This is a genomic window from Catenuloplanes indicus (genome assembly GCF_030813715.1).
Taxonomy (GTDB): domain Bacteria; phylum Actinomycetota; class Actinomycetes; order Mycobacteriales; family Micromonosporaceae; genus Catenuloplanes; species Catenuloplanes indicus.
In genome coordinates this window covers 1,103,067-1,122,908 of the sequence record NZ_JAUSUZ010000001.1, presented here as the reverse complement: position 1 = coordinate 1,122,908, position 19,842 = coordinate 1,103,067, and the positions used below count along the sequence as shown (strand labels likewise).

The 19,842-nt window shown below is 73.6% G+C and carries 14 protein-coding genes; 13 read left to right on the top strand and 1 reads right to left on the bottom strand.

Translation table 11 applies throughout. The features are described from left to right. Nucleotides 1-6: 6 nt before the first annotated feature. From J2S42_RS05355 to J2S42_RS05300, 12 genes are all read left to right on the top strand, one after another. A complete protein-coding gene (locus J2S42_RS05355; protein WP_307235786.1) occupies nucleotides 7-1,077 on the top strand; it encodes a carboxymuconolactone decarboxylase family protein in 1,071 nt (356 codons plus the stop codon). Then, nucleotides 1,078-2,076 (top strand): DUF1702 family protein, encoded by a 999-nt coding sequence (locus J2S42_RS05350; RefSeq protein WP_307235784.1) that lies wholly within the window; start codon nucleotides 1,078-1,080, stop codon nucleotides 2,074-2,076. Between the two features lie 161 nt (nucleotides 2,077-2,237). Continuing rightward, complete coding sequence (locus J2S42_RS05345; protein WP_307235782.1) at nucleotides 2,238-3,248, top strand: DUF1702 family protein; 1,011 nt, start codon at nucleotides 2,238-2,240, stop codon at nucleotides 3,246-3,248. A 7-nt stretch (nucleotides 3,249-3,255) separates the two neighbouring features. Beyond that, a complete protein-coding gene (locus J2S42_RS05340; RefSeq protein WP_307235780.1) occupies nucleotides 3,256-9,030 on the top strand; it encodes a type I polyketide synthase in 5,775 nt (1,924 codons plus the stop codon). A gap of 2 nt (nucleotides 9,031-9,032) precedes the next feature. Further along, nucleotides 9,033-9,482 (top strand): acyl-CoA thioesterase, encoded by a 450-nt coding sequence (locus J2S42_RS05335; RefSeq protein WP_307235778.1) that lies wholly within the window; start codon nucleotides 9,033-9,035, stop codon nucleotides 9,480-9,482. Beyond that, nucleotides 9,479-10,009 (top strand): flavin reductase family protein, encoded by a 531-nt coding sequence (locus J2S42_RS05330; RefSeq protein WP_307235776.1) that lies wholly within the window; start codon nucleotides 9,479-9,481, stop codon nucleotides 10,007-10,009. Before J2S42_RS05335 ends, J2S42_RS05330 begins: the two co-directional genes overlap by 4 nt. Next, a complete protein-coding gene (locus J2S42_RS05325; RefSeq protein ID WP_307235774.1) occupies nucleotides 10,006-11,361 on the top strand; it encodes a cytochrome P450 in 1,356 nt (451 codons plus the stop codon). The genes J2S42_RS05330 and J2S42_RS05325 overlap by 4 nt, the downstream gene beginning before the upstream one ends. Before the next feature lie 126 nt (nucleotides 11,362-11,487). Then, nucleotides 11,488-13,458 (top strand): CRTAC1 family protein, encoded by a 1,971-nt coding sequence (locus J2S42_RS05320; protein ID WP_307235772.1) that lies wholly within the window; start codon nucleotides 11,488-11,490, stop codon nucleotides 13,456-13,458. Continuing rightward, nucleotides 13,455-14,477 (top strand): enediyne biosynthesis protein, encoded by a 1,023-nt coding sequence (locus J2S42_RS05315; RefSeq protein WP_307235770.1) that lies wholly within the window; start codon nucleotides 13,455-13,457, stop codon nucleotides 14,475-14,477. Before J2S42_RS05320 ends, J2S42_RS05315 begins: the two co-directional genes overlap by 4 nt. A gap of 64 nt (nucleotides 14,478-14,541) precedes the next feature. Continuing rightward, nucleotides 14,542-15,474: a hypothetical protein gene (locus tag J2S42_RS05310; protein WP_307235768.1), complete on the top strand. Its 933-nt coding sequence runs from the start codon at nucleotides 14,542-14,544 to the stop codon at nucleotides 15,472-15,474. A 15-nt stretch (nucleotides 15,475-15,489) separates the two neighbouring features. Then, nucleotides 15,490-16,041 (top strand): hypothetical protein, encoded by a 552-nt coding sequence (locus J2S42_RS05305; RefSeq protein WP_307235766.1) that lies wholly within the window; start codon nucleotides 15,490-15,492, stop codon nucleotides 16,039-16,041. After that, the gene (locus J2S42_RS05300) at nucleotides 16,038-16,583 is read left to right on the top strand and encodes a copper resistance CopC family protein (RefSeq protein WP_307235764.1); all 546 of its coding nucleotides are present in this window, start codon (nucleotides 16,038-16,040) and stop codon (nucleotides 16,581-16,583) included. The genes J2S42_RS05305 and J2S42_RS05300 overlap by 4 nt, the downstream gene beginning before the upstream one ends. A gap of 786 nt (nucleotides 16,584-17,369) precedes the next feature. On the opposite strand, the gene J2S42_RS05295 is transcribed toward J2S42_RS05300, so the two are convergent. Further along, entirely contained in the window at nucleotides 17,370-18,176 is an 807-nt protein-coding gene (locus J2S42_RS05295; protein ID WP_307235762.1) for an acetoacetate decarboxylase family protein, read from the bottom strand. 255 nt (nucleotides 18,177-18,431) lie between these two features. Here J2S42_RS05295 and J2S42_RS05290 point away from each other — a divergent pair, with 255 nt between their 5' ends. After that, a complete protein-coding gene (locus J2S42_RS05290; RefSeq protein WP_307235760.1) occupies nucleotides 18,432-19,739 on the top strand; it encodes a thaumatin family protein in 1,308 nt (435 codons plus the stop codon). Nucleotides 19,740-19,842: the final 103 nt, after the last annotated feature.

Genomic DNA, 19,842 nt, shown 5'->3' with positions numbered 1-19,842 from the left:
GTCTCGTTGATCGCCAACCGGGTCGCATCATCCGTGGTGCAGCGACAGGTCAAGTACGTCACGCCGGTGCCCGCCGACACGCGGACCGGACCGGTGGGCCGGGTCTACGCCCAGGTCGCCGACGAGATGGGCATCGTGGTGCCACCGGCCGCGCTGCACTCGCCGTCACCGGACGTGCTGGCCGCGTTCTGGACGCTGATGCGCGAGACGCTGATCGCCGACGGCAGCACCGGACGCGCGCTGCGCGAGACGGTCGCGGCCGCGGTGTCGATGGCCACCATCTGCCCGTACTGCGCGGACATGCACACCGTCGGGCTCTACGACCTGATCGGCGAGGAGCACGCCGAGACGGTCGCGCGGGACCGGCCGGATCAGCTGACCGACCCGCGGCTGCGCGAGCTCGCGGTCTGGGCGCGCACCGCGCACGAGCCCGGCGCCGCGCAGGCGCTGCCCGGCTGGCTCGACCGGCCCGGCCGGGCCGAGGTGATCGGCGTCGCGGTGACGTTCCACTACCTGAGCCGCATGGTCAACGTCTTCCTCAGCAACTTCCTGCTGCCGCCCCGGCTCGGGGCGAACGCGCGGCGCCGGCTCAAGCGCGGGCTCAGCGTGGTACTGCGCCCGACGCTGCGCGAGGGCCGCCGGCCCGGCCGGGCGCTGCCGCTGCTGCCCGCGGCCGGTGTCCCGGCCGACGGGTGGGCGCTGGGCAGCCCGTACGTGGCCGAGGCGGTCGCCCGGTCGTCCCGGGTCCTCGAGGCCGCGGGCGCCCGCGCGCTCTCCCCGGCGGTGCGCGGCCTGGTCCGCGACCGCCTGCACGACTGGCACGGCGAGGAGACCGGCCTGAGCACCCGCTGGTGCGAGGACCTGACCGCCGGCCTGCCCGCGCCGGACCGGGCGGCGGCCCGGCTGGTGCTGCTCACCGCGCTCGCCTCCTATCAGGTGGACGCGGACGTGATCGCGGAGTTCCGGGCGCACCACGCGGGCGACGCGGCACTCGTCGACGCGGCCGCCTGGGGCGCCTACGCCGCGGCCCGGCTGATCGGTGCGCGGAACCTCTCCGACGTCCGGGAAGGACAGTAGATGCCCACCACGGCCGGATCCCTGCGCCGGCTCGCGCTCACCCCGAGCCTGCGGTCGGTCACGTTCGCCGCCCGCGGTTTCCCGGTGACCCCGACCGCGGCCACCCGCCGGCTCGAGGCGATCCCGGAGGCGGTGATCTGCGGCTTCGAGTGGGGCATCGACACGCGCGAGCAGTGGGAGCTGGAACGGCGGCTGGACCTGGTCGAGCCGGAGATGCGCGGCTTCGCCTACGAGGGCGCGACGATGGCCTGCACGGTGCTGGACGCGATGGCGGCCGGCCGCGGCCGCCGGGCCCGGGACCTGCTGAGCGGACCGGCCGTGCCGCACACGTTCCTCACCTACATCGGCATCGGCTTCGCCATGGCCCGGCTGCCGCGCCCGCTGTGGCGCACGGTGCTGCCCGACCTGACCGGCACGCCCTACTACCCGACGATGAGCTGGCTCGCGGTCGACGGCTACGGCTTCGACCGGGCCTACTTCGACACCGCGACCGTGGTCACCGCACAACGGCGGCCGAGGCCGTACCCGTGGCTGGGCCGGCCCGACTACTTCCCGCACGCGATCGATCAAGGTATCGGCCGGGCGCTGTGGTTCATCCACGGCGGCGTCGCGCCGGACGTGGCCGCCGCGGTCGGCCGGTTCCCCGAGGCCCGCCGCGCCGACCTGTGGAGCGGGGTCGGGCTGGCCGCCACGTTCGCCGGCGGGTGCGACCCGGACCGGCTGGCCGCGCTGTGCCGGGACGCGGGCCGGCACCACGCGCATCTCGCGCAGGGCGCGGTCTTCGCGGCCAAGGCGCGGGCGTTCTCCGGATACGAGCCGGCGCACACCGCGGGCGCGGTCGGCGCGCTCACCGGCCTGACCGTACCCGAGGCCGTGGCGCTGGCCGACGAGGCCACCACGCTGGGCGCTCCCGGGCCGGACGGACCGCCCGAGTACGAGATCTGGCGTGCCGCGATCCGGCGGCGCTTCCACTCCGTACCCTCGGACATTCACGGATAGCGAAACGGTCGGAAGCCGTTCCGGTAATGCCGGGACGGCACTTCGGCGTGCCCGGCGAAAAGCCAGGCGGAAATGCTGCCGCTGATATCGGCAAGAACGGAGAAGACTTTTCCCGGGCCGATTGCGACGCTGATTGACGACCGTCCTATCAGGGGGCTCGAATGAGTATTGTCGCTACACTGCGGCGCCGAATTCTGACACCGGACGTATCCGAGACCAGTGTCGCCGTACGCGGATTCCACGTGAAGAGCCCGGAGGCGCGCGAGCGGCTGGAGACCGTCGGCCGTTCGTTCCTCGACGGCTTCGCGTACGCGGCCGAGGCCCGTGTCCCCACCGATGCCGAGGCCGGCCTGGAGACGGTGTCCGTGGCCTACCGCGGCTTCGCCTACGAGGGCGCGGCGATGGCGCTGGCCGTGCGGGACGCGCTGTCGATCGGGCGGGGCCGGCACGTCGAGCGGTTCCTCGGCGGCCGGGCCGGCGCACACGTCTACATGGCCTACGTCGGCGTGGGCTGGGCGATGGCCCGCATCCCGGCGTTCCGCCGCCACACGCTGTACGCGACCGACCCGGTGCTGCGCTGGCTGATCCTCGACGGCTGGGGCTTCCACCAGGCCTACTTCCACACCGACCGGTACGTGCACGGCCGCTACCGCCCGGAGCGCCTGGACTGGCCCGGCGGCGGGCCGTCCGGGTACGTGCTGCGGGCCGTCGACCAGGGCATCGGCCGGGCGATGTGGTTCGTCGCCGGGACCGACGCCGCGCTGCTGAACACGATGGTGCAGCGCTTCCCGGAGCCGCGCCGCGCCGACCTCTACGCCGGCGCCGGGCTCGCCGCCTGCTACGCGGGTGGCGCCGACGCGGCCGAGCTGCACGCGCTGCGCGACGCCGCCGGGCCGTACGCGCCGGAGCTGGCCCAGGGCGCGTCGTTCGCGGCCGGTGCCCGGGTCCGGGCCGGGCTGGTCGTCCCGCACAACGAGGTCGCCACCCGGGCGCTGTGCGGGCTGACCCCGGCCGAGGCCGCGGCGGTCAACGACGACGCACTACTCGACCTGCCGGCCGACGGTGACCTGCCGGCCTACGAGGTGTGGCGGCAGCGCATCCGCGCCCACTACACGCACTCCGCGACCGCGAGCCCGGCCACGCCGCCGGCATCCAGCGAGAGGACCAGGTGAGCACGGCATGACCAGGATCGCCGTGGTGGGCATGTCCTGCCGCTACCCCGACGCCACGTCGCCGCAGGAGCTGTGGGAGAACGCGCTGGCCGGCCGGCGTGCCTTCCGCCGCCTGCCGGACGTGCGGATGAACCTCGACGACTACTACGACGCCGACCCGGCCGTGCCGGACAAGTTCTACGCGCGCAACGCCGCGGTGATCGAGGGATACCGGTTCGACCGGGTCGCCTACAAGGTGGCCGGCAGCACGTTCCGCTCCACCGATCTCACCCACTGGCTGGCGCTGGACGTGGCCGCGATGGCGCTGGCCGACGCGGGCTTCCCGATGGGTGAGGGGCTGCCCCGGGAGCGTACCGGCGTGGTCGTCGGCAACAGCCTGACCGGCGAGTTCTCCCGGGCCAACCAGTTGCGGCTGCGCTGGCCGTACGTACGCCGGATGGTCGCCGCCGCGCTCAAGGAGCAGAACTGGGACGACGACCAGCTCGGCGGCTTCCTCGACGACTTCGAGGCGACGTTCAAGGGCCCGTTCCCGGCGATCGACGAGGACACGCTGGCCGGCGCGCTGTCGAACACCATCGCGGGCCGGATCTGCAATTACTTCGACCTCAAGGGCGGCGGCTACACCGTGGACGGCGCCTGCTCGTCGTCGCTGCTGTCGGTGGCCACCGCGGGCAAGGCGCTGATCGACGGCGACGTCGACGTGGCCGTGGCCGGCGGGGTGGACCTGTCCATCGACCCGTTCGAGATAATCGGCTTCGCGAAGACCGGCGCGCTGGCCTCCGGCGAGATGCGCGTCTACGACCGTGCCGCGAACGGCTTCTGGCCGGGCGAGGGCTGCGGCATGGTCGTGCTGATGCGGGAGCGGGACGCGCTGCGCGCCGGGCACCGCGTCTACGCGTCGATCGCCGGCTGGGGCATCTCCTCCGACGGCAAGGGCGGTATGACCCGCCCGGAGTCGGCCGGTTACCAGCTGGCGCTGGACCGGGCGTACGAGCGGGCCGGTTTCGGCATCGAGACGATCTCGCTGTTCGAGGGGCACGGCACCGGCACCAAGGTCGGCGACGCCACCGAGCTCGGCGCGCTGTCGGCCGCCCGCCGCCGGGCCGGTGCGACCGGCGTGCCGGCCGCGATCGGCTCGATCAAGGGCATGATCGGGCACACCAAGGCCGCGGCCGGGGTGGCCGGCCTGATCAAGGCCGCGCTCGCGGTGCACCACCAGGTGCTGCCGCCCAGCGTCGGCTGCGTCGACCCGAACGAGCAGCTCACCGGCGACGCGCCGGCGCTGCGGGTGCTGCGCCGGGCCGAGGCCTGGCCGGACGGCGCGCCGGTGCGGGCCGGGGTCACCGCGATGGGCTTCGGCGGCATCAACACGCACGTGGTGCTGGAGAACCCGCGCCCGCGCCGCCGGTCCGGCCTGGACACCCGGACCCGGGCGCTGGCCTCCTCGGTGCAGGACACCGAGCTGCTGCTGCTCGACGCGGCCGACACCGGCGACCTGATCGCGCAGCTGGACCGGCTGATCGAGTTCCTGCCGTCGATCGCCTACGCGCAGCTCGCCGACCTCGCCGCCACGCTGCACGCCGGACTGCGCGACCGGCCGGTGCGCGCGGCCGTGCTGGCCGGTTCGCCGCACGACGCCGAACAGCGGTTGCGCCGGCTGCGTGACGAGGCCGCCGCCGGGCGTGCCGCGGTGCTCTCGCCGGACGGCACGATGCTGCTCGGCACCGTCGCCGGCCCGGCCCGGATCGGTTTCCTGTTCCCCGGGCAGGGCTCCGGCCGCGGCATGAGCGGCGGCGCGCTGCGGCGGCGGTTCGGTGAGGCCGAGGAGGTCTACGCCGATGCCGCGCTGCCCGAGGGGGCCGACGCGGTCGCCACCGAGGTCGCCCAGCCGCGCATCGTCACCGGCTCGCTGGCCGGGCTGCGCGTGCTCGGCGCGCTCGGCATCGAGGCCGCGGTCGCGGTCGGGCACAGTCTCGGCGAGATCTCCGCGCTGCACTGGGCCGGTGCGCTCGACGAGCGAGCCGTGCTGCGCGTCGCCGCCACCCGCGGCCGGACGATGGCCGAGCACAGCGCGTCCGGCACCATGGCCGGGCTGAACGCCTCGCCGGAGACCGCCGCCGCGCTGATCGAGGGCCTGCCGCTGGTCATCGCGGCCTACAACGGACCGGCCCAGACCGTGATCGCGGGCGAGACCGACGCGATCGAGGCGGCCGCCCGGCGGGCGCGGGAGGCCGGCCTGATCGCGACGCCGCTGCGGGTGTCGCACGCGTTCCACTCGCCGCTGGTCGCACCGGCCGCGGACGAGTTCGTCAAGGCGCTGTCCGACGAGGTGTTCGGGCCGGTCGGGCGGCGGGTCGAGTCCACCGTGACCGGCGCCGCGCTGGAGCCGGACGCCGACCTCGCCGAGCTGCTGCGCCGGCAGATCACCGAGCCGGTCCGGTTCAGCCAGGCGGTCACCCGGGCCGCCGCGGACGTCGCGCTCTTCGTCGAGGTCGGGCCCGGCCAGGTGCTCGGCACGCTCACCGCGACCGTCTGCGACGTGCCGGTGGTCTCGCTCGACACCGACTCCGAGTCGCTGGCCGGGCTGCTGCGCACGGTCGCGGCCGCCTGGGTGGTCGGCGCCGCCGGGATCGACCCGGCGCTGTTCCACGGCCGGCTGGTCCGCCCGTTGCAGATCGGCGCCGAGTTCACGTTCTTCACCAGCCCTTGCGAGCAGGCCCCCGATCTGCGGCTGCGGGACACGCCCCGGCCGGTGCGCACGCCGGCCGCACCGGCCGCCGCGCCCGGCGCCGCCGACTCCGGCGAGAGCACGGTCGACCGGTTGCGCCGGCTCGCCGCCGCCCGCGCCGAACTGCCGGTGGAGCTGGTCCACGAGGGCAGCATGCTCCTCGACGACCTGCATCTGAGCTCGATCACCGTCGGCCAGGTGGTGAACAGCGTGGCCGCCGAGCTGGACCTGCCGGCCGCGGCCGTGCCGACGAACTTCGCCACCGCCACCATCGCCGAGCTGGCGACCGCGCTCGACGAGATCTCCCGGACCGCGCGGGACTCCGACCGGGCCGGCACGCCCGCGGTCGCGGGCGCGGCCCCCTGGGCCCGGCCGTGGCGCGTCGACGCCGAACCGGTACCGCTGCCGGCCCGGCCCGCCGCCGAGCCGGACGGCCCCTGGCAGCTGCACGCGCCGCCGGGGCACCCGTTCGCCACCGGCCTGCGGGACGCGCTGCGCACCGCCGGCGTCGGCGGCGGCGTGCTGGTCTGCCTGCCCGCCGACTGCGCCGAGGACGACCTCCGGCTGGCCCTGGACGGTGCGCAGGCCGCGGCGACCGCCGTACCCGGCACCCGGTTCGTGCTGGTCGAGCACGGGCGCGGCGCGGCCGGCCTGGCCAAGACGCTGCGCCTGGAGGCACCGCAGCTGCGGGTGAGCGTCGTCCGGGTGCCGGCCGGCATCGCCGACCCGATCGGGCTGATCGTCGGCGAGGTCGCCGCGACCACCGGCTTCACCGAGGCGCACTACGACGCGGACGGCCAGCGCCGGGTGCCCACGCTGCGCGCCATGCCGGTGCGCCCGGCCCGCACCGAGACGCCACTGACCGGCGACGACGTGCTGCTGGTCACCGGCGGCGGCAAGGGCATCACCGCGGAGTGCGCGCTGGCGATCGCCGAGGACACCGGCGCGGCGCTGGCACTGCTCGGCCGGTCCGACCCGGCCACCGACGCCGACCTGGCCGCCAACCTGGAAAGGATCACCGCGGCCGGGGTACGGATGCGCTACGCGCGCGCCGACGTCACCGACGGCGCCCAGGTCCGCGACGCGGTCGCCCGGCTCACCGCGGAGCTGGGCCCGGTCACCGCGGTGCTGCACGGTGCCGGGCGCAACGAGCCGGCCGCGATGACCGGGCTGGACATGGACGCGTTCCGGCGGACCCTGGCGCCGAAGATCGACGGGCTGCGGGCCGTGCTCGCGGCCGTGGACCCCGGCCGGTTGCGCCTGCTGGTCACGCTCGGCAGCATCATCGGCCGGTCCGGCCTGCGCGGCGAGGCGCACTACGCGACCGCGAACGACTGGCTCGCCGACCTGACCGCCGAGGTCGGCCGGGAGCACCCCGGCTGCCGCAGCCTCTGCCTGGAATGGTCGGTCTGGTCCGGTGTCGGGATGGGCGAGCGGCTGTCCGTGGTCGAGTCGCTGACCCGGGAGGGCGTCACCCCGGTCACCCCGGAGCAGGGCCTGGCGGTGCTGCGCCGGCTGCTGGCCGACCCGCAGGCCCCCGGAACGGTGGTGATCAGCGGCCGGGCCGAGGGCATCGACACCATCCGCCGGCACCTGCCGCCGCTGCCGCTGTCCCGGTTCGTCGAGCGGCCGCTGATCCGCTACCACGGCGTCGAGCTGGTCAGCGAGGCCGAGCTGAACGTGGGCGTGGACCGTTACCTGGCCGACCACGACCTCGACGGCAACCTGCTGTTCCCGGCGGTGTTCGGGATGGAGGCGATGGCCCAGGTCGCGGCGGCGGTCACCGGCGTGCAGGCGGTGCCGGTCATCGAGCGCGCCGAGTTCCTCCGGCCGATCATCGTGCCGCCGCACGGCCGGCTGCGGATCCGGATCGCCGCGGTGGTCACCGACGACGACATCGTGGAGGTGGCGATCCGCGCCGAGGACACGCTGTACGCGGCCGACCACTTCACCGCCCGGCTGCGGCTCAGCGACACCGCGGTCCCGGACGGCCCGCCGGACCAGGCCGGCGACGACCTGCCGGCCGTGCCGCTGGACCCGGCCCGCGACCTCTACGACGACATCCTCTTCCAGGGCGCCCGGTTCCAGCGGTTGCGCCGCTACCACCGGTCCGCGGCCCGGCACGTCGACGCGGACGTGGAGGCGGTCCCGTCCACCGACTGGTTCGCCCGCTTCGTCCCCGACCAGCTGCTGCTCGGCGACCCCGGCGTCCGGGACACGCTGATGCACGGCAACCAGGTGTGCGTGCCGGACGCGACGCTGCTGCCGGCCGGCGTGGACCGGATCTACCCGGGCGGGGAGAAGCTGGCCGCGGCGCAGGGGCTGCGCTACAGCGCGGTCGAGCGGTCCCGCGACGGCGACACCTACGTGTACGACATCGCGCTGCGCACCGGCACCGGTGAGATCGTCGAACGCTGGGAGGGCCTGCGACTGCGCGCGGTGCGCAAGCAGGACCCGGCCGGCCCGTGGGCTCCGCCGCTGGTCGGGCCGTACCTGGAGCGGGCGGTCGAGGACCTGACCGGCGTCCGGGTCGCGGTCGCGGTCGAGCCGGGCGTGACCACGGACGTGGCGGGCCGCCGGGCCGCGACCACGCTCGCGGCCGGCCGCGCGTTCGGCCGGGCTGTCGAGGTCCGGCATCGCCCGGACGGCCGGCCCGAGGTGGACGGCGACCGCACCGTCTCGGCCGCGCACGGCGCCGGGATCACCCTGTTCGTCGCCGCACCCGGCCCGCTGAGCTGCGACGTCGAGCCGGTCGTCGAGCGGGACCCGGCGGACTGGGCCGGCCTGCTCGGCGCGCACGCCGGGCTGTCCCGGCTGATCGCCGACGACCTCGGCGAGGACGTGCAGACCGCCGCGACCCGGGTCTGGACCGCGATCGAGTGCCTGCGCAAGGCCGGGCACGTGGCCGGTGAGCCGCTGACGCTGCGGCCGGCGGGCCGTGCCCGGTGGGTGGAGCTGCGTTCCGGCGGCCTGCGGATCGCCACCTTCGTGACCACGCTGCGCGATGTCGCGGAGCCGGTCGTGCTGTCCGTGCTCGTCGGCCCGGGGGAGTGAGCGTGAGCGACTACTACGAGTACCTGCACACGGTCGGTTTCGAGGAGACCAACATCGTCGGCAACGTCTACTACGTCAACTACCTGCGCTGGCAGGGCCGGTGCCGGGAGATGTTCCTCAAGACGCTGGCGCCGGAGGTGCTGACCGACCTGCAGCAGGACCTCAAGCTGTTCACGCTGCGGGTGGACTGCGAGTTCTTCGCCGAGATCACCGCGTTCGACGACCTGTCCATCCGGATGCGGCTGATCGACCTGGCGCAGACCCAGGTCGAGTTCGGCTTCGACTACGTGCGCCTGGACCCGTCCGGCGACGAGACCCTCGTCGCCCGCGGCACCCAGCGGGTCGCCTGCATGCGCGGGCCGAACACCCGCACGGTTCCGGCCCGGGTGCCGGAACCGCTGGCCCGGGCGCTCGCCCCGTACACCGCCGCGGCAGCCAGGAGGCCGGCGTGACCAGCATCGATCAGTCCACGGACGACAGCCGGCGGCTGCGCAAGGTCTACGGCGCGTTCGCCACCGGCGTCACCGTGGTCACCGTCGGCGGGCCGGTCCCGCACGCGATGACCGCGAACTCGTTCACCACCGTCTCGCTCGATCCGCCGCTGGTGCTCGTCTGCGTCGAGCACCAGGCCGTCATGCACGACTCACTGCGTACCGCCGGGCATTTCGGGGTGTCGGTGCTGGGTGCGAGCCAGGCCGGGGTGGCGCGCTGGTTCGCCGACCGGTCCCGGCCGCTGGGCCGGGAACAGTTCGACGACGTGGACTGGCATCCCGGCCGGTGCACGGCGGCGCCGCTGATCTCCGGCGCGATCGCCTACGTCGAGTGCGAGGTGTGGCGTGCCTACGACGGCGGTGACCACACGATCTTCCTCGGCCGGGTGCTCTCCGCGGAGCACGGCGTGCCGGGCGAGGAGGCGCTGCTGTTCCACGGTGGCCGGTTCCGGCTGGTGGAGAAGGCCCGGTCGGAGGTGACGGTGTGACGCTCACCGCGCCCGGCCGCGCCGTCCCGCCCGGACCGCCGCGCAGCGCCGCCCTGCGCATGCTGATGGTGATGAGCCGGGACCGGCTCGGCATGATGACCGACGCGGCCGGCCGGTACGGCGACGCCGTGCGCATCCCGGTCGGCCCGAAGACGCTCTACCTGTTCAACCACCCGGACCACGCCAAGCACGTGCTCGCCGACAACGCGGCCAACTACCACAAGGGCATCGGCCTCACCCACGCCCGCCGCGCCCTCGGCGACGGGCTGCTGACCAGCGAGGGCGCGCTGTGGCGCAAGCAGCGCCAGGTGATCCAGCCGGCGTTCCAGAGCCGGCGGATCGCCGCGCAGGCCACGGTGGTCGCGGACGAGGCGGCCGGGCTGGTCGAACGGCTCCGGCGGACCGGCGGCGCACCGGTCGACGTGATGGAGCAGATGACCGCGCTCACGCTCGGCGTGCTCGGCCGCACCCTGCTCGACGCCGACCTGGGCGCGTTCGGCTCGATCGGCGACGACTTCGCCGCGGTGCAGGACCAGGCGATGTTCGAGCTGGAGTCGCTGGGCACGGTGCCCGCGTGGGTGCCGCTCCCGCGCCAGCTGCGGTTCCGCCGCGCCCGGCGCAGCCTCTCGGGCATCGTCGACCGGCTGGTCGCGGCGCGCGCGGACGGCACCGCCGACCGGGACGACGTGCTGTCCCGGCTGATCACCTCGGCCCGGGCCGAGACCGATCCGCGGGTCGGCCGGCAGCGCCTGCGCGACGAACTGGTCACGCTGCTGCTGGCCGGGCACGAGACCACCGCGAGCACGCTGAGCTGGACGCTGCACCTCATCGACGACCATCCCACGGTACGGGACCGGCTGCGCGACGAGGCCCGCACCGTACTCGGCGACCGCGCGCCGGTCTTCGAGGACCTGCACCGGCTCACGTACACCGCGGCCGTGCTGAACGAGGTGATGCGCCTCTACCCGCCGGTCTGGATCCTGCCGCGGATGTCGCTGGCCCCGGACGTGATCGGCGGCTACCCGGTCCCGGCCGGTGCCGACGTGCTGATCTGCCCGTTCACGCTGCACCGGCACCCGCGCTTCTGGGCCGAGCCGGACCGCTTCGACCCGGACCGGTTCACCCGGGACGCCGGTGACCGCCCCCGCTACGCCTACATCCCGTTCGGCGCCGGGCCGCGATTCTGCGTCGGCAATCATCTCGGCATGATGGAGGCCACCTTCGTCATCGCGATGCTCGCCCGGGAGTTGACGCTGACGAAGGTTCCCGGGCATACGGTCGTCCGCGAACCGATGCTGTCGCTGCGTATGCGCGGCGGCCTTCCGATGACCATTTCCCCGGCCGCCGAATAGCGGTCCGTTGTTTCTGATGGCGCAATTGCGCACGCTCCTGGCGAGCAATTTCCGAGAAGAACCGATAGCGAACGTCCGGCAATCTCGGAACCGTTCGCATTCCGTTCCACATCCTTAGGGGGATCGTTGCCATCGCAGAATGCCGGCCTCCTCCGCCGGCTCACCCCGATCCTGTTCGTCCTGGTCCTCGTCGCGGCCTCGTACGGGCTGGCCCGGCTGCCCACGGCCTCCGCGGAGACCCGCGCGTCGGTGGCGTCCCGCTACGCGTTCAGCGCGATGCCGATCGCGATGCCGCCGGGCCTGCCGGAGCGCAGCGTGCGCGAGGTCAACCCGAAGTACGAACACATCCGCTCCTGGGTCTCGTCGGTCGGCGCCGCGGCCGCGATCAACGACCTCGACGGCGACGGCCTGGCCAACGACCTCTGCCTGGTCGACACGCGCAGCGACGCCGTGATCGTGACGCCCGCACCGGCCGGCGGCCCGCGCTACGCGCCGTTCGTGCTCGACCCGGCGCCGCTGCCGACCGGCCCGGCCATCGCGCCGATGGGCTGCACGCCCGGCGACTTCAACGGCGACGGGCACATGGACGCGCTGGTCTACTACTGGGGCCGTACCCCCGTGGTGTTCCTGCACCGGGGCGCCGGTGCCGCGCTCACCCGGCAGACGTTCCTCGCCACCGAGCTGGTGCCGCAGGCCACCGGCACCGACGGCAGGTACCACGGGCCGCTGTGGAACACCAACGCGGTCGCGGTCGCGGACTTCGACGGCGACAGCCACCCGGACATCGGCGTGTTCAACTACTTCCCGGACAGCCAGGTCCTCGACCCGCACGGCGCACCGAACGTGCAGATGAACCACTCGATGTCCCGGGCGCAGAACGCCGGCGGCGCGCACGTGCTGCGCTGGACCGCGGCCACCCCGGCCGGGGCCGGCGCGGACCCCTCGGTGAACTACCAGGAGCAGGTCGCGCTCGACCCGGCCGTGTCCACCGGGTGGACGCTCGGCGCGTCCTCCGCCGACCTCGACGGTGACCTGCTGCCCGAGCTGTACCTGGCCAACGACTTCGGCAAGGACCGCTTCCTGCACAACGTCTCCGAGCCCGGCCGGATCAGGTTCGCGCTGGCCGAGGGCCGCCGCGACGCACTCACCCCGAAGTCGCTGGTGATGGGCCACGACTCGTTCAAGGGCATGGCGATCGACTTCGCCGACCTCGGCGGCACCGGCCGGTTCGACGCGTTCGTCAGCAACATCACCGAGTCCTGGGGTCTGGAGGAGAGCAACATGGTCTGGCGCAACACGGCGCCGGACGCCGCGGCCGCGCGCCGCGCGCTGGAGGACGGCGTCGCGCCGTTCCGTAACGAGGCGGCCCGGACCAACCTCGCCTGGGTCGGCTGGGGCTGGGACGCCAAGATGGCCGACTTCGACAACAGCGGACGGCTCGCCATCGTGCAGAGCTGCGGCTTCGTCAAGGGCACCATCAACCGGTTCAACTGGCTCCAGGAACTCGCGATGGCCAATGACCTGATGCTCCAGGAACCGGACATGTGGCCGAAGGCGGAGCCCGGCGACGACATCGCCGGGTCCAACCCGCTGGCCTTCTGGGCACCGGAGGACGACGGCCGGTACGCGAACGTCAGCGCCGAACTCGGCCTCGGCATCGACACCCCCACCCGCGGTGTCGGCGTCGGCGACGCGGACGGCGACGGCGCCCAGGACTTCGTGGTCGCCCGGCAGTGGGGCCCGCCCGCGTTCTACCGCAACGACCTGACCGCCGCCGGCGACTTCCTCGGCCTGCGCCTCTACCGCCCGGTCGACGGCGCGTCCGTACCCGGCAGCCCCGCCTACGGCGCCCAGGTGCGGATCACCACGGCCGACGGCCGCGTCCAGCTCGGCCAGCTCGACGGCGGCGGCGGCCACTCCGGCAAACGCAGCTTCGACGTCTTCTTCGGCCTCGGCGACCAGGGTGCGAGCCCGGTCAGCACCGAGATCCGCTGGCGGGACGGCGACGGCACCCAGCGCACCCAGCAGCTCCAGCTCACCGCGGGTTGGCACGACCTCGTGCTGACCGGCACCGCCCAGGAGGTGACCGCGTCATGACCGACGTCAAGCGCGAAACCCGCACCCTCGACACCGCGCCGGTCTCACCGGCGGCCGCACCTGCCGCGCCGGCCGCGCCCGCACCACCCCGGGTGGACAGGCGCGACCCGCGCTACCTCGCACTGCGCAATTTCGCGATCTCGATGAGCATCTTCAACATCCTCGGGTACACGGTGCTCGGCTTCGAGCAGCCGTGGTCCTGGCCGCTGCTCGCGCTGCTGGTCGGCTACACCGCGGAGATCGCCATCGAGCGGGTCGCGGCGTGGGCCCAGCACCGGCCGCCGGCCTACAGCGGCAACGGCGCGTGGGGCCTCTACACGTTCCTGCTGCCCACCCACATCACCGCGCTCGCCGCGAACATGCTGCTCTACGCGAACGACATGTTCTGGCCGATCGCGTTCGCCGTGCTGGTCGCGGTCGGGCAGAAGGCGGTGCTCCAGGCGCCGATCAAGGGCCGGATGCGGCACTTCATGAATCCGTCGAACTTCGGCATCACGATCACGCTGCTCGCGTTCTCCTGGGTGAACATCGCGCCGCCGTACCACTTCACCGAGAACGTCCCGGACGTGATCCGGCTCGGCGTGCCGATCATCATCCTCACCGCCGGCACCGTGCTGAACGCGATGCTCACCAAGAAGGTCCCGCTGATCGTCGGCTGGGTCGGCGCGTTCGTCATCCAGGCGCTGCTGCGGCACTGGATCTGGGACGTGTCGCTGTGGGCCGCGCTGGTGCCGATGACCGGCGTCGCGTTCATCCTGTTCACCAACTACATGATCACCGACCCGGGTACGACGCCGTCGACCCCGCGGATGCAGTTCATGTTCGGCTCGTCCGTCGCCATGGTCTACGGCGTGCTGATGGTCTTCAACGTCGTCTACACGCTGTTCTTCGCGGTCACGCTGGTCTGCCTGGCCCGCGGCCTCTTCTGGTGGGGCACGTGGTTCCTGGAGCGCCGCCGCGGAGCCGACCTGCGACCCGCGCCGCCGCCCGCCGCGGTCGCGCTGCCCGTCACCCGCTGACCTCGCGTCCACCGGGAGGGCGTGGCCGCCCCGCGCCCTCCCGGCCCTTCAGGAAAGGGGAGCCATGTCCTATCCGGTAACGCTCGACGCCGGGGCGCCGACCGCGGAACGGCCGCTGCGCCGGGGGCGGATCGTCGCCTGGAGCGCCGCGGCCGGCGTGCTGCTCGCGGTGCTCTGGTCGTTCGAGTTCGTCGACTCGGTCATCGGCGACAACGTCGCCAACGCGGTCCTGCAACGCGACGCCCGCAACACCGCGATCGCCGGCACCGCGGCCGGCCTGATCTTCGCGTTCGTCTCCGGGCTGGCCGGCACGTTCACCGCCTGCAACATCGCGATGGCCGCCGCGGTCGGCCCGATGAGCCAGGCCGGCGCCGCGCACTCCGGCCGCAGCGGTGTCATGCTGATGCTGCGCCCGGCCGCCTGGCTCACCGTCGGCATGGTCACCGTCTCCGCCGTCTACGGGTTCGTCGGCGTGCTGCTCGGCCCGCGCCTGCCGCAGCTGTCCACCGCCACCGCCGGCGGCGTCCCGGTGCGGCTCATCCAGTCCGCGGTCGTCTTCGGCATCATCGGCCTGGCCCTCGTCTACCTCGGCCTGGCCGCCCTCGGTGTACTCCCGGACGTCTTCCGCGACCACCCGGTCGGCCGCGTCGTCGCGCTCGGCGCGCTGATCGGCGGTTTCCTCATCGGCCGGCCGTACCCGATGTTCAACAAGCTCTTCCACTGGGCCGTGGACACCCACAACCCGCTGTACGGCGCGGCCGCGTTCGTGCTCCAGTCGCTGGGCAACATCGTCCTGGTCACCGGCGTGTTCGTGCTGCTCGTGCTCGGCACCCGGGGCCGGTTCGTCCGCTGGCTGGCCGGCAGCCCCCGGCGCACCACGCTGCTGACCGCCGCGCTGCTGATCGGCCTCGGCGTGTTCACGGTCGTCTACTGGGACATCCGGCTGCCCGCGCGCTTCGGCATCGGCTGGTTCCCGACCATGCCCTACAACCACTGACCCCGGAGCGACCGCATGTCCGTCGTCGAGAGCCTCAACCACCGCCACCACCGGCTGTCACTGAACCTGTTCATGGTGGTCGTGCTCGCGCACTGGGCCGAGCACCTCGTCCAGGCGTACCAGATCTGGGTGCTGGGCTGGCCGCGCCCGCAGTCCCGCGGCGTCCTCGGCCAGTTCTGGCCCTGGCTGGTCAGCTCCGAGTGGATGCACTACCTGTACGCGCTCGTCATGCTGATCGGCCTGTTCCTGCTCCGCCCCGGCTTCGTCGGCCGGGCCCGCACCTGGTGGACGATCGCGCTGGCGATCCAGTTCTGGCACCACATCGAGCACCTTCTCCTGCTGCTGCAGGCGCAGACCGGGCGCTTCCTGGCCGGTGAGGCGGTGCCGACCAGCGTGCTGCAACTGGTGCTGCCCCGCGTCGAGCTGCACCTGTTCTACAACTCGGTCGTCTTCGTCCCGATGGTGATCGCGATGTACCTGCACCTGCGGCCCCACGCGGCGGAACTGGAGCGGATGGCGTGCTCCTGCGCCGCACCCGCGTCCCGCCCGGCCGCGGTGGCACGGTGATCGCACGGCGCCTGCTCACGGTCCTGGTGCTGGCAGCGGTGACCTCGCCGCTGCCGGCACCGGCGTCCGCCCGGGCCGCTGACCGGGTGGTCGTGGCGACCGCCCCGGCGGACGGTGCCGCGCTGACCGTGCCGCCGGGGGAGGTGGTGATCCGCACCGCCGGACGGCCGGACCTGTACCGGTCGCACCTGTCCGTGCAGGACGACACCGGCGCCGCCGTTGCCGCCGGCGAACTCGGTGCCGGCTCCCCGCGCGCGCTGACCCTCCCGGTCAGACTCGACGGCGCCGGCACGTTCACCGCGGTCTACCACGTGGAACTCGCCGACGGCCGGGAGAGCAGCGGCGTGGTGCGGTTCAGCGTCGGCACCGGGGTGCCGCCCGCGGCCGGCCCGGCCGCCGCCGGTCACGAGCACGGCATCGACCCGCTGAGCGCGGTCCTGCTGACCGTCGACCTGCTCGTCCTGGCCGGCGCGCTGCTGCTGCTCCGGCTCCGCCCGCGGCCCGGCACGCCGCCCGGCGACCGGCCACGCTGGCGGCTCTGACGGTACGGCCGGGCACACGGCGGGCATCAGGACGAGATCGTCACGCGGGTCACCTGCCCGTCCGCCGCGTCGAACTCGGCCCGTTGAGGCCGCCGCCGCTCACGGTCGCCGCGACGGCAACCCGCCGGGTCGCACCAGCGGGTCGCGGATTCTCGAACCTTTGACCGCGGCGGAACGTCCCTGTGGTGACGGGCCGGTCACGTTCGGAAGCCGTCGCCGCCGCGGACCCGGGCCGGGTTCGCCCCGCCCGATGAGAGGTAGAGATGCCGGAAGCAGAGATCCCCCAGCTGTTCACCCGTCGCCGGACACTGTCCGTACTCACGGGCGCGGCGACGACGGCGGCGCTCGGCGCCTGCACCGGATCGTCCACCGGGGACTCGCCGGCCACGGCGCCCCCGGCCGCGGGTCCGGTGGGCCGCAGCGGGGACGAGGATCTGTCGGCCGACGACCCGTCGCTGGACGAACGGGAGTTCACCGTGACGAGGCAGGCCGTCATCTCGGCCGGCGGCCCGTTCGTCGCGGCCCGTACCACGTTCTCCGGCGTCTTCGCGCGCCGGTTCGACGCGTCGCCGATCGGTGCGCTCGAGCCGACCGGCCGGCGCGGCGGGTACCGACCGCGACCCCGGTACGCCGCGCGCCGGTGCGCGGAGCATGCGCCGGGCCCTCGGCGACCGCGCCGTCGCCGCGGAGTCGTTCCTGGTCAGCGGCGAGCGCCCGGCGCACGACCGGTGGTGCCGCGCCGAACCCCGCTGACCGCTCCGGACGCCCGCCGCGCCGCCGGGACCGTCACACGGCGCGCAGCGGGTGGGTGCGGATCAGGAAGGTCGGCGACACCAGGCCGACCGGCACCGGCAGCTTGCCGACGCGCATGTTGATCCGGCGGAAATGGCCGTCCAGCGGCGTGCCGGAGATGATCGTGTCGAGCGCGTCGGTGTACGACCCGCCGACCTTGAGCTGCACGTTCGCGTCGTGCTGGGCGATCGGCTCGTCCACCGTGCTGAACGTGACCAGGCGTGGCACCGACATGCCGAGCGTGCCGAGCACGTTGCGGAACGGCTGGTTGAAGATCGGTGGCAGGCTGGTGACCGCGTCGCCGATCGTGCCGGTCATCGCCAGCAGCTCGACCCCGCGCCGGCGCACCGACGCGGTGACCACGCCGTCCGTCACGGCCCAGTCGATCTCGGCCATCTTCTTCGGGAAGCCCAGCGTCTCCCGCCCGCCGATGAGCGCGACGTCGTCGTCCACCACGATCCACGGGCAGTGTGCCGCCCGGAACGGCCCGTGCCTGACGTTGAGGAAGATCGCCGCCTCGCGGTAGGTGCTGTTGAAGTTCGTCCACGGGTAGTCGGCGACGAAGACCAGCGCGGTCGAGTCCTCGGCCATCCGCACGCCCGCGGGCAGCAGGTCGTTCGCACGCTCCCGGTCGACCGGCACGGTCGCGGACAGGAAGGTCGCGTCCCGATACTTGATCTTCGCGGGGTTCTGCCGCCGCTTGATGTCCGCCATGCCCTCGTCGAGGGTGAAGGCCGGCCGCGCGTCCACCGGCGCGACCCCCTCCTCGGACATCTGCACCGGAATCCGGTCGCCGCTCACGTCGTCGCCCTCCCAGAATCGATCCGCTTCACGAACTCCGTCCGCAGAGGACGCAATCGACCCTGGCCGGTAGTTTCGGAATGCGGCAGCTTGTCCATCGCCGGCCCGCCCGTGGGGCCGGACCGGCCGCGTGCACCGTCCGGTCCGATCGTGGCGGAACCGGGGCGTCACCCCGTAGACCCCTTTCGGGGACGTAGACCCCGCGCACCGTTCCCGGTGAGAGTGAGTGTCATGCCGGTTAGATTCTCCTCATGGGTGGGCCGTAGCACGCTGGCCGCGGTGCTGACCGCCGTCGCGGTGCTTCTGCTGGTCGCCAGCACGCAGATCGGTGGGCTCACCGACCGGTTCACCGGGGAGTCCAAGGCGCAGGCGGTGGCGAACCACACGGTCACGTTCGTCAACGACAGCGGCGAGAAGATCTGGGTCGGCAGCACGGTCAACGCGGACGGGTCGCAGAACTTCGGCAGCCTGCCGATCCTGGAGCCGGGGCAGCGGGCGACCATCGAGATCCCGGAGAATTCCGGGCCCGGGCACTGGCGGGGCAAGTTCTTCCCACGGCAGGGGTGCACCGGCGAGTCCGGCAGCACGTTCCACTGCGAGGTCGGCGACTGCGGCAACGCGGCCGACCACTGCGCGATCAACTCCGAGCAGCCGGTGAGCCTGGCCGAGTTCAACTTCGACCCGTCCGACGCGCTGTCCGCGGTGTGGTACAACATCAGCTACGTGAACGCGGTGTCACTGCCGGTCACGATCACGCCGACCGGCGGGCCGGCGCCGCAGGAGGGCTCGCAGCACTGCGGCGTGGCTGGCTGCGCGAAGCCGTTCCTGCCCAGCTGCCCGGCGGCGAACCTGGTCCGGGACGGCGGCGGGCGCGCGATCAACTGCGTAAACCCGAACCGGGACGCGGAGACCGACTACAGCCGGGCGGTCGCCGGCGTGTGCCCGAAGGCGTACAGCTGGTCCAAGATGGACACGATGGCCGGCAACCAGACGATGTTCGAGTGCGGCGAGTGCACCGGCTTCACGGTGACGTTCCACGGCAACGGCACCCCACCGGTCGCGCCGGCGCAGCCGCAGCCTCAGCCGCAGCAGCAGGAGACCCAGGCCGCACCCCAGCAGCCGGCGCCGCCCGCGGAGGAGGGGCTGCGGGCCGGGGCGCTGGCCGAGCCGGACCCGTCCACCCTCGGCACGCTCGTCAGCAACTGGCAGGGCGACTGCCTCGACGTGCCGGACGCCAACTTCGCGGACGGCGTACACCTGCAGCTCTGGGGTTGTAACAACACCGACGCGCAGCGGTGGGCGTTCGTCGGGGGCACGCTGATGACGAGGGACAACCTGTGCATGGACGTCGCCTGGGGCTCCAGGGACGACGGCGCACCGGTCCAGCTGGCCCATTGCAGCGGCAACCCGGCGCAGCAGTGGGTGCTCACCGAGGCCGGTGACGTGGTCAACCCGCAGGCCGACAAGTGCCTCGACATCAAGGACTGGAACCCGGAGTACGGCGCGCGCCTGCAGATCTGGGAGTGCCGCGGCACCGTCAACCAGAAGTGGCACCGCGCCTGACCGGACTGTCGCCGGGTGAGGTCGCGGTAGGCGTCGAGCACGGCCGCCATCCGCTCGGCCAGCTCGGCTGCCGCGGACGGGCCGGTGGCCGGGCCGGACGCCG

Bases quoted from the DNA above. Each gene is read 5' to 3' on its own strand.
- J2S42_RS05350 (WP_307235784.1), top strand. From the start codon at position 1,078: ATGCCCACCACGGCCGGATCCCTGCGCCGGCTCGCGCTCACCCCGAGC.
- J2S42_RS05345 (WP_307235782.1), top strand. From the start codon at position 2,238: ATGAGTATTGTCGCTACACTGCGGCGCCGAATTCTGACACCGGACGTA.
- J2S42_RS05340 (WP_307235780.1), top strand. From the start codon at position 3,256: ATGACCAGGATCGCCGTGGTGGGCATGTCCTGCCGCTACCCCGACGCC.
- J2S42_RS05315 (WP_307235770.1), top strand. From the start codon at position 13,455: ATGACCGACGTCAAGCGCGAAACCCGCACCCTCGACACCGCGCCGGTC.
- J2S42_RS05310 (WP_307235768.1), top strand. From the start codon at position 14,542: ATGTCCTATCCGGTAACGCTCGACGCCGGGGCGCCGACCGCGGAACGG.
- J2S42_RS05305 (WP_307235766.1), top strand. From the start codon at position 15,490: ATGTCCGTCGTCGAGAGCCTCAACCACCGCCACCACCGGCTGTCACTG.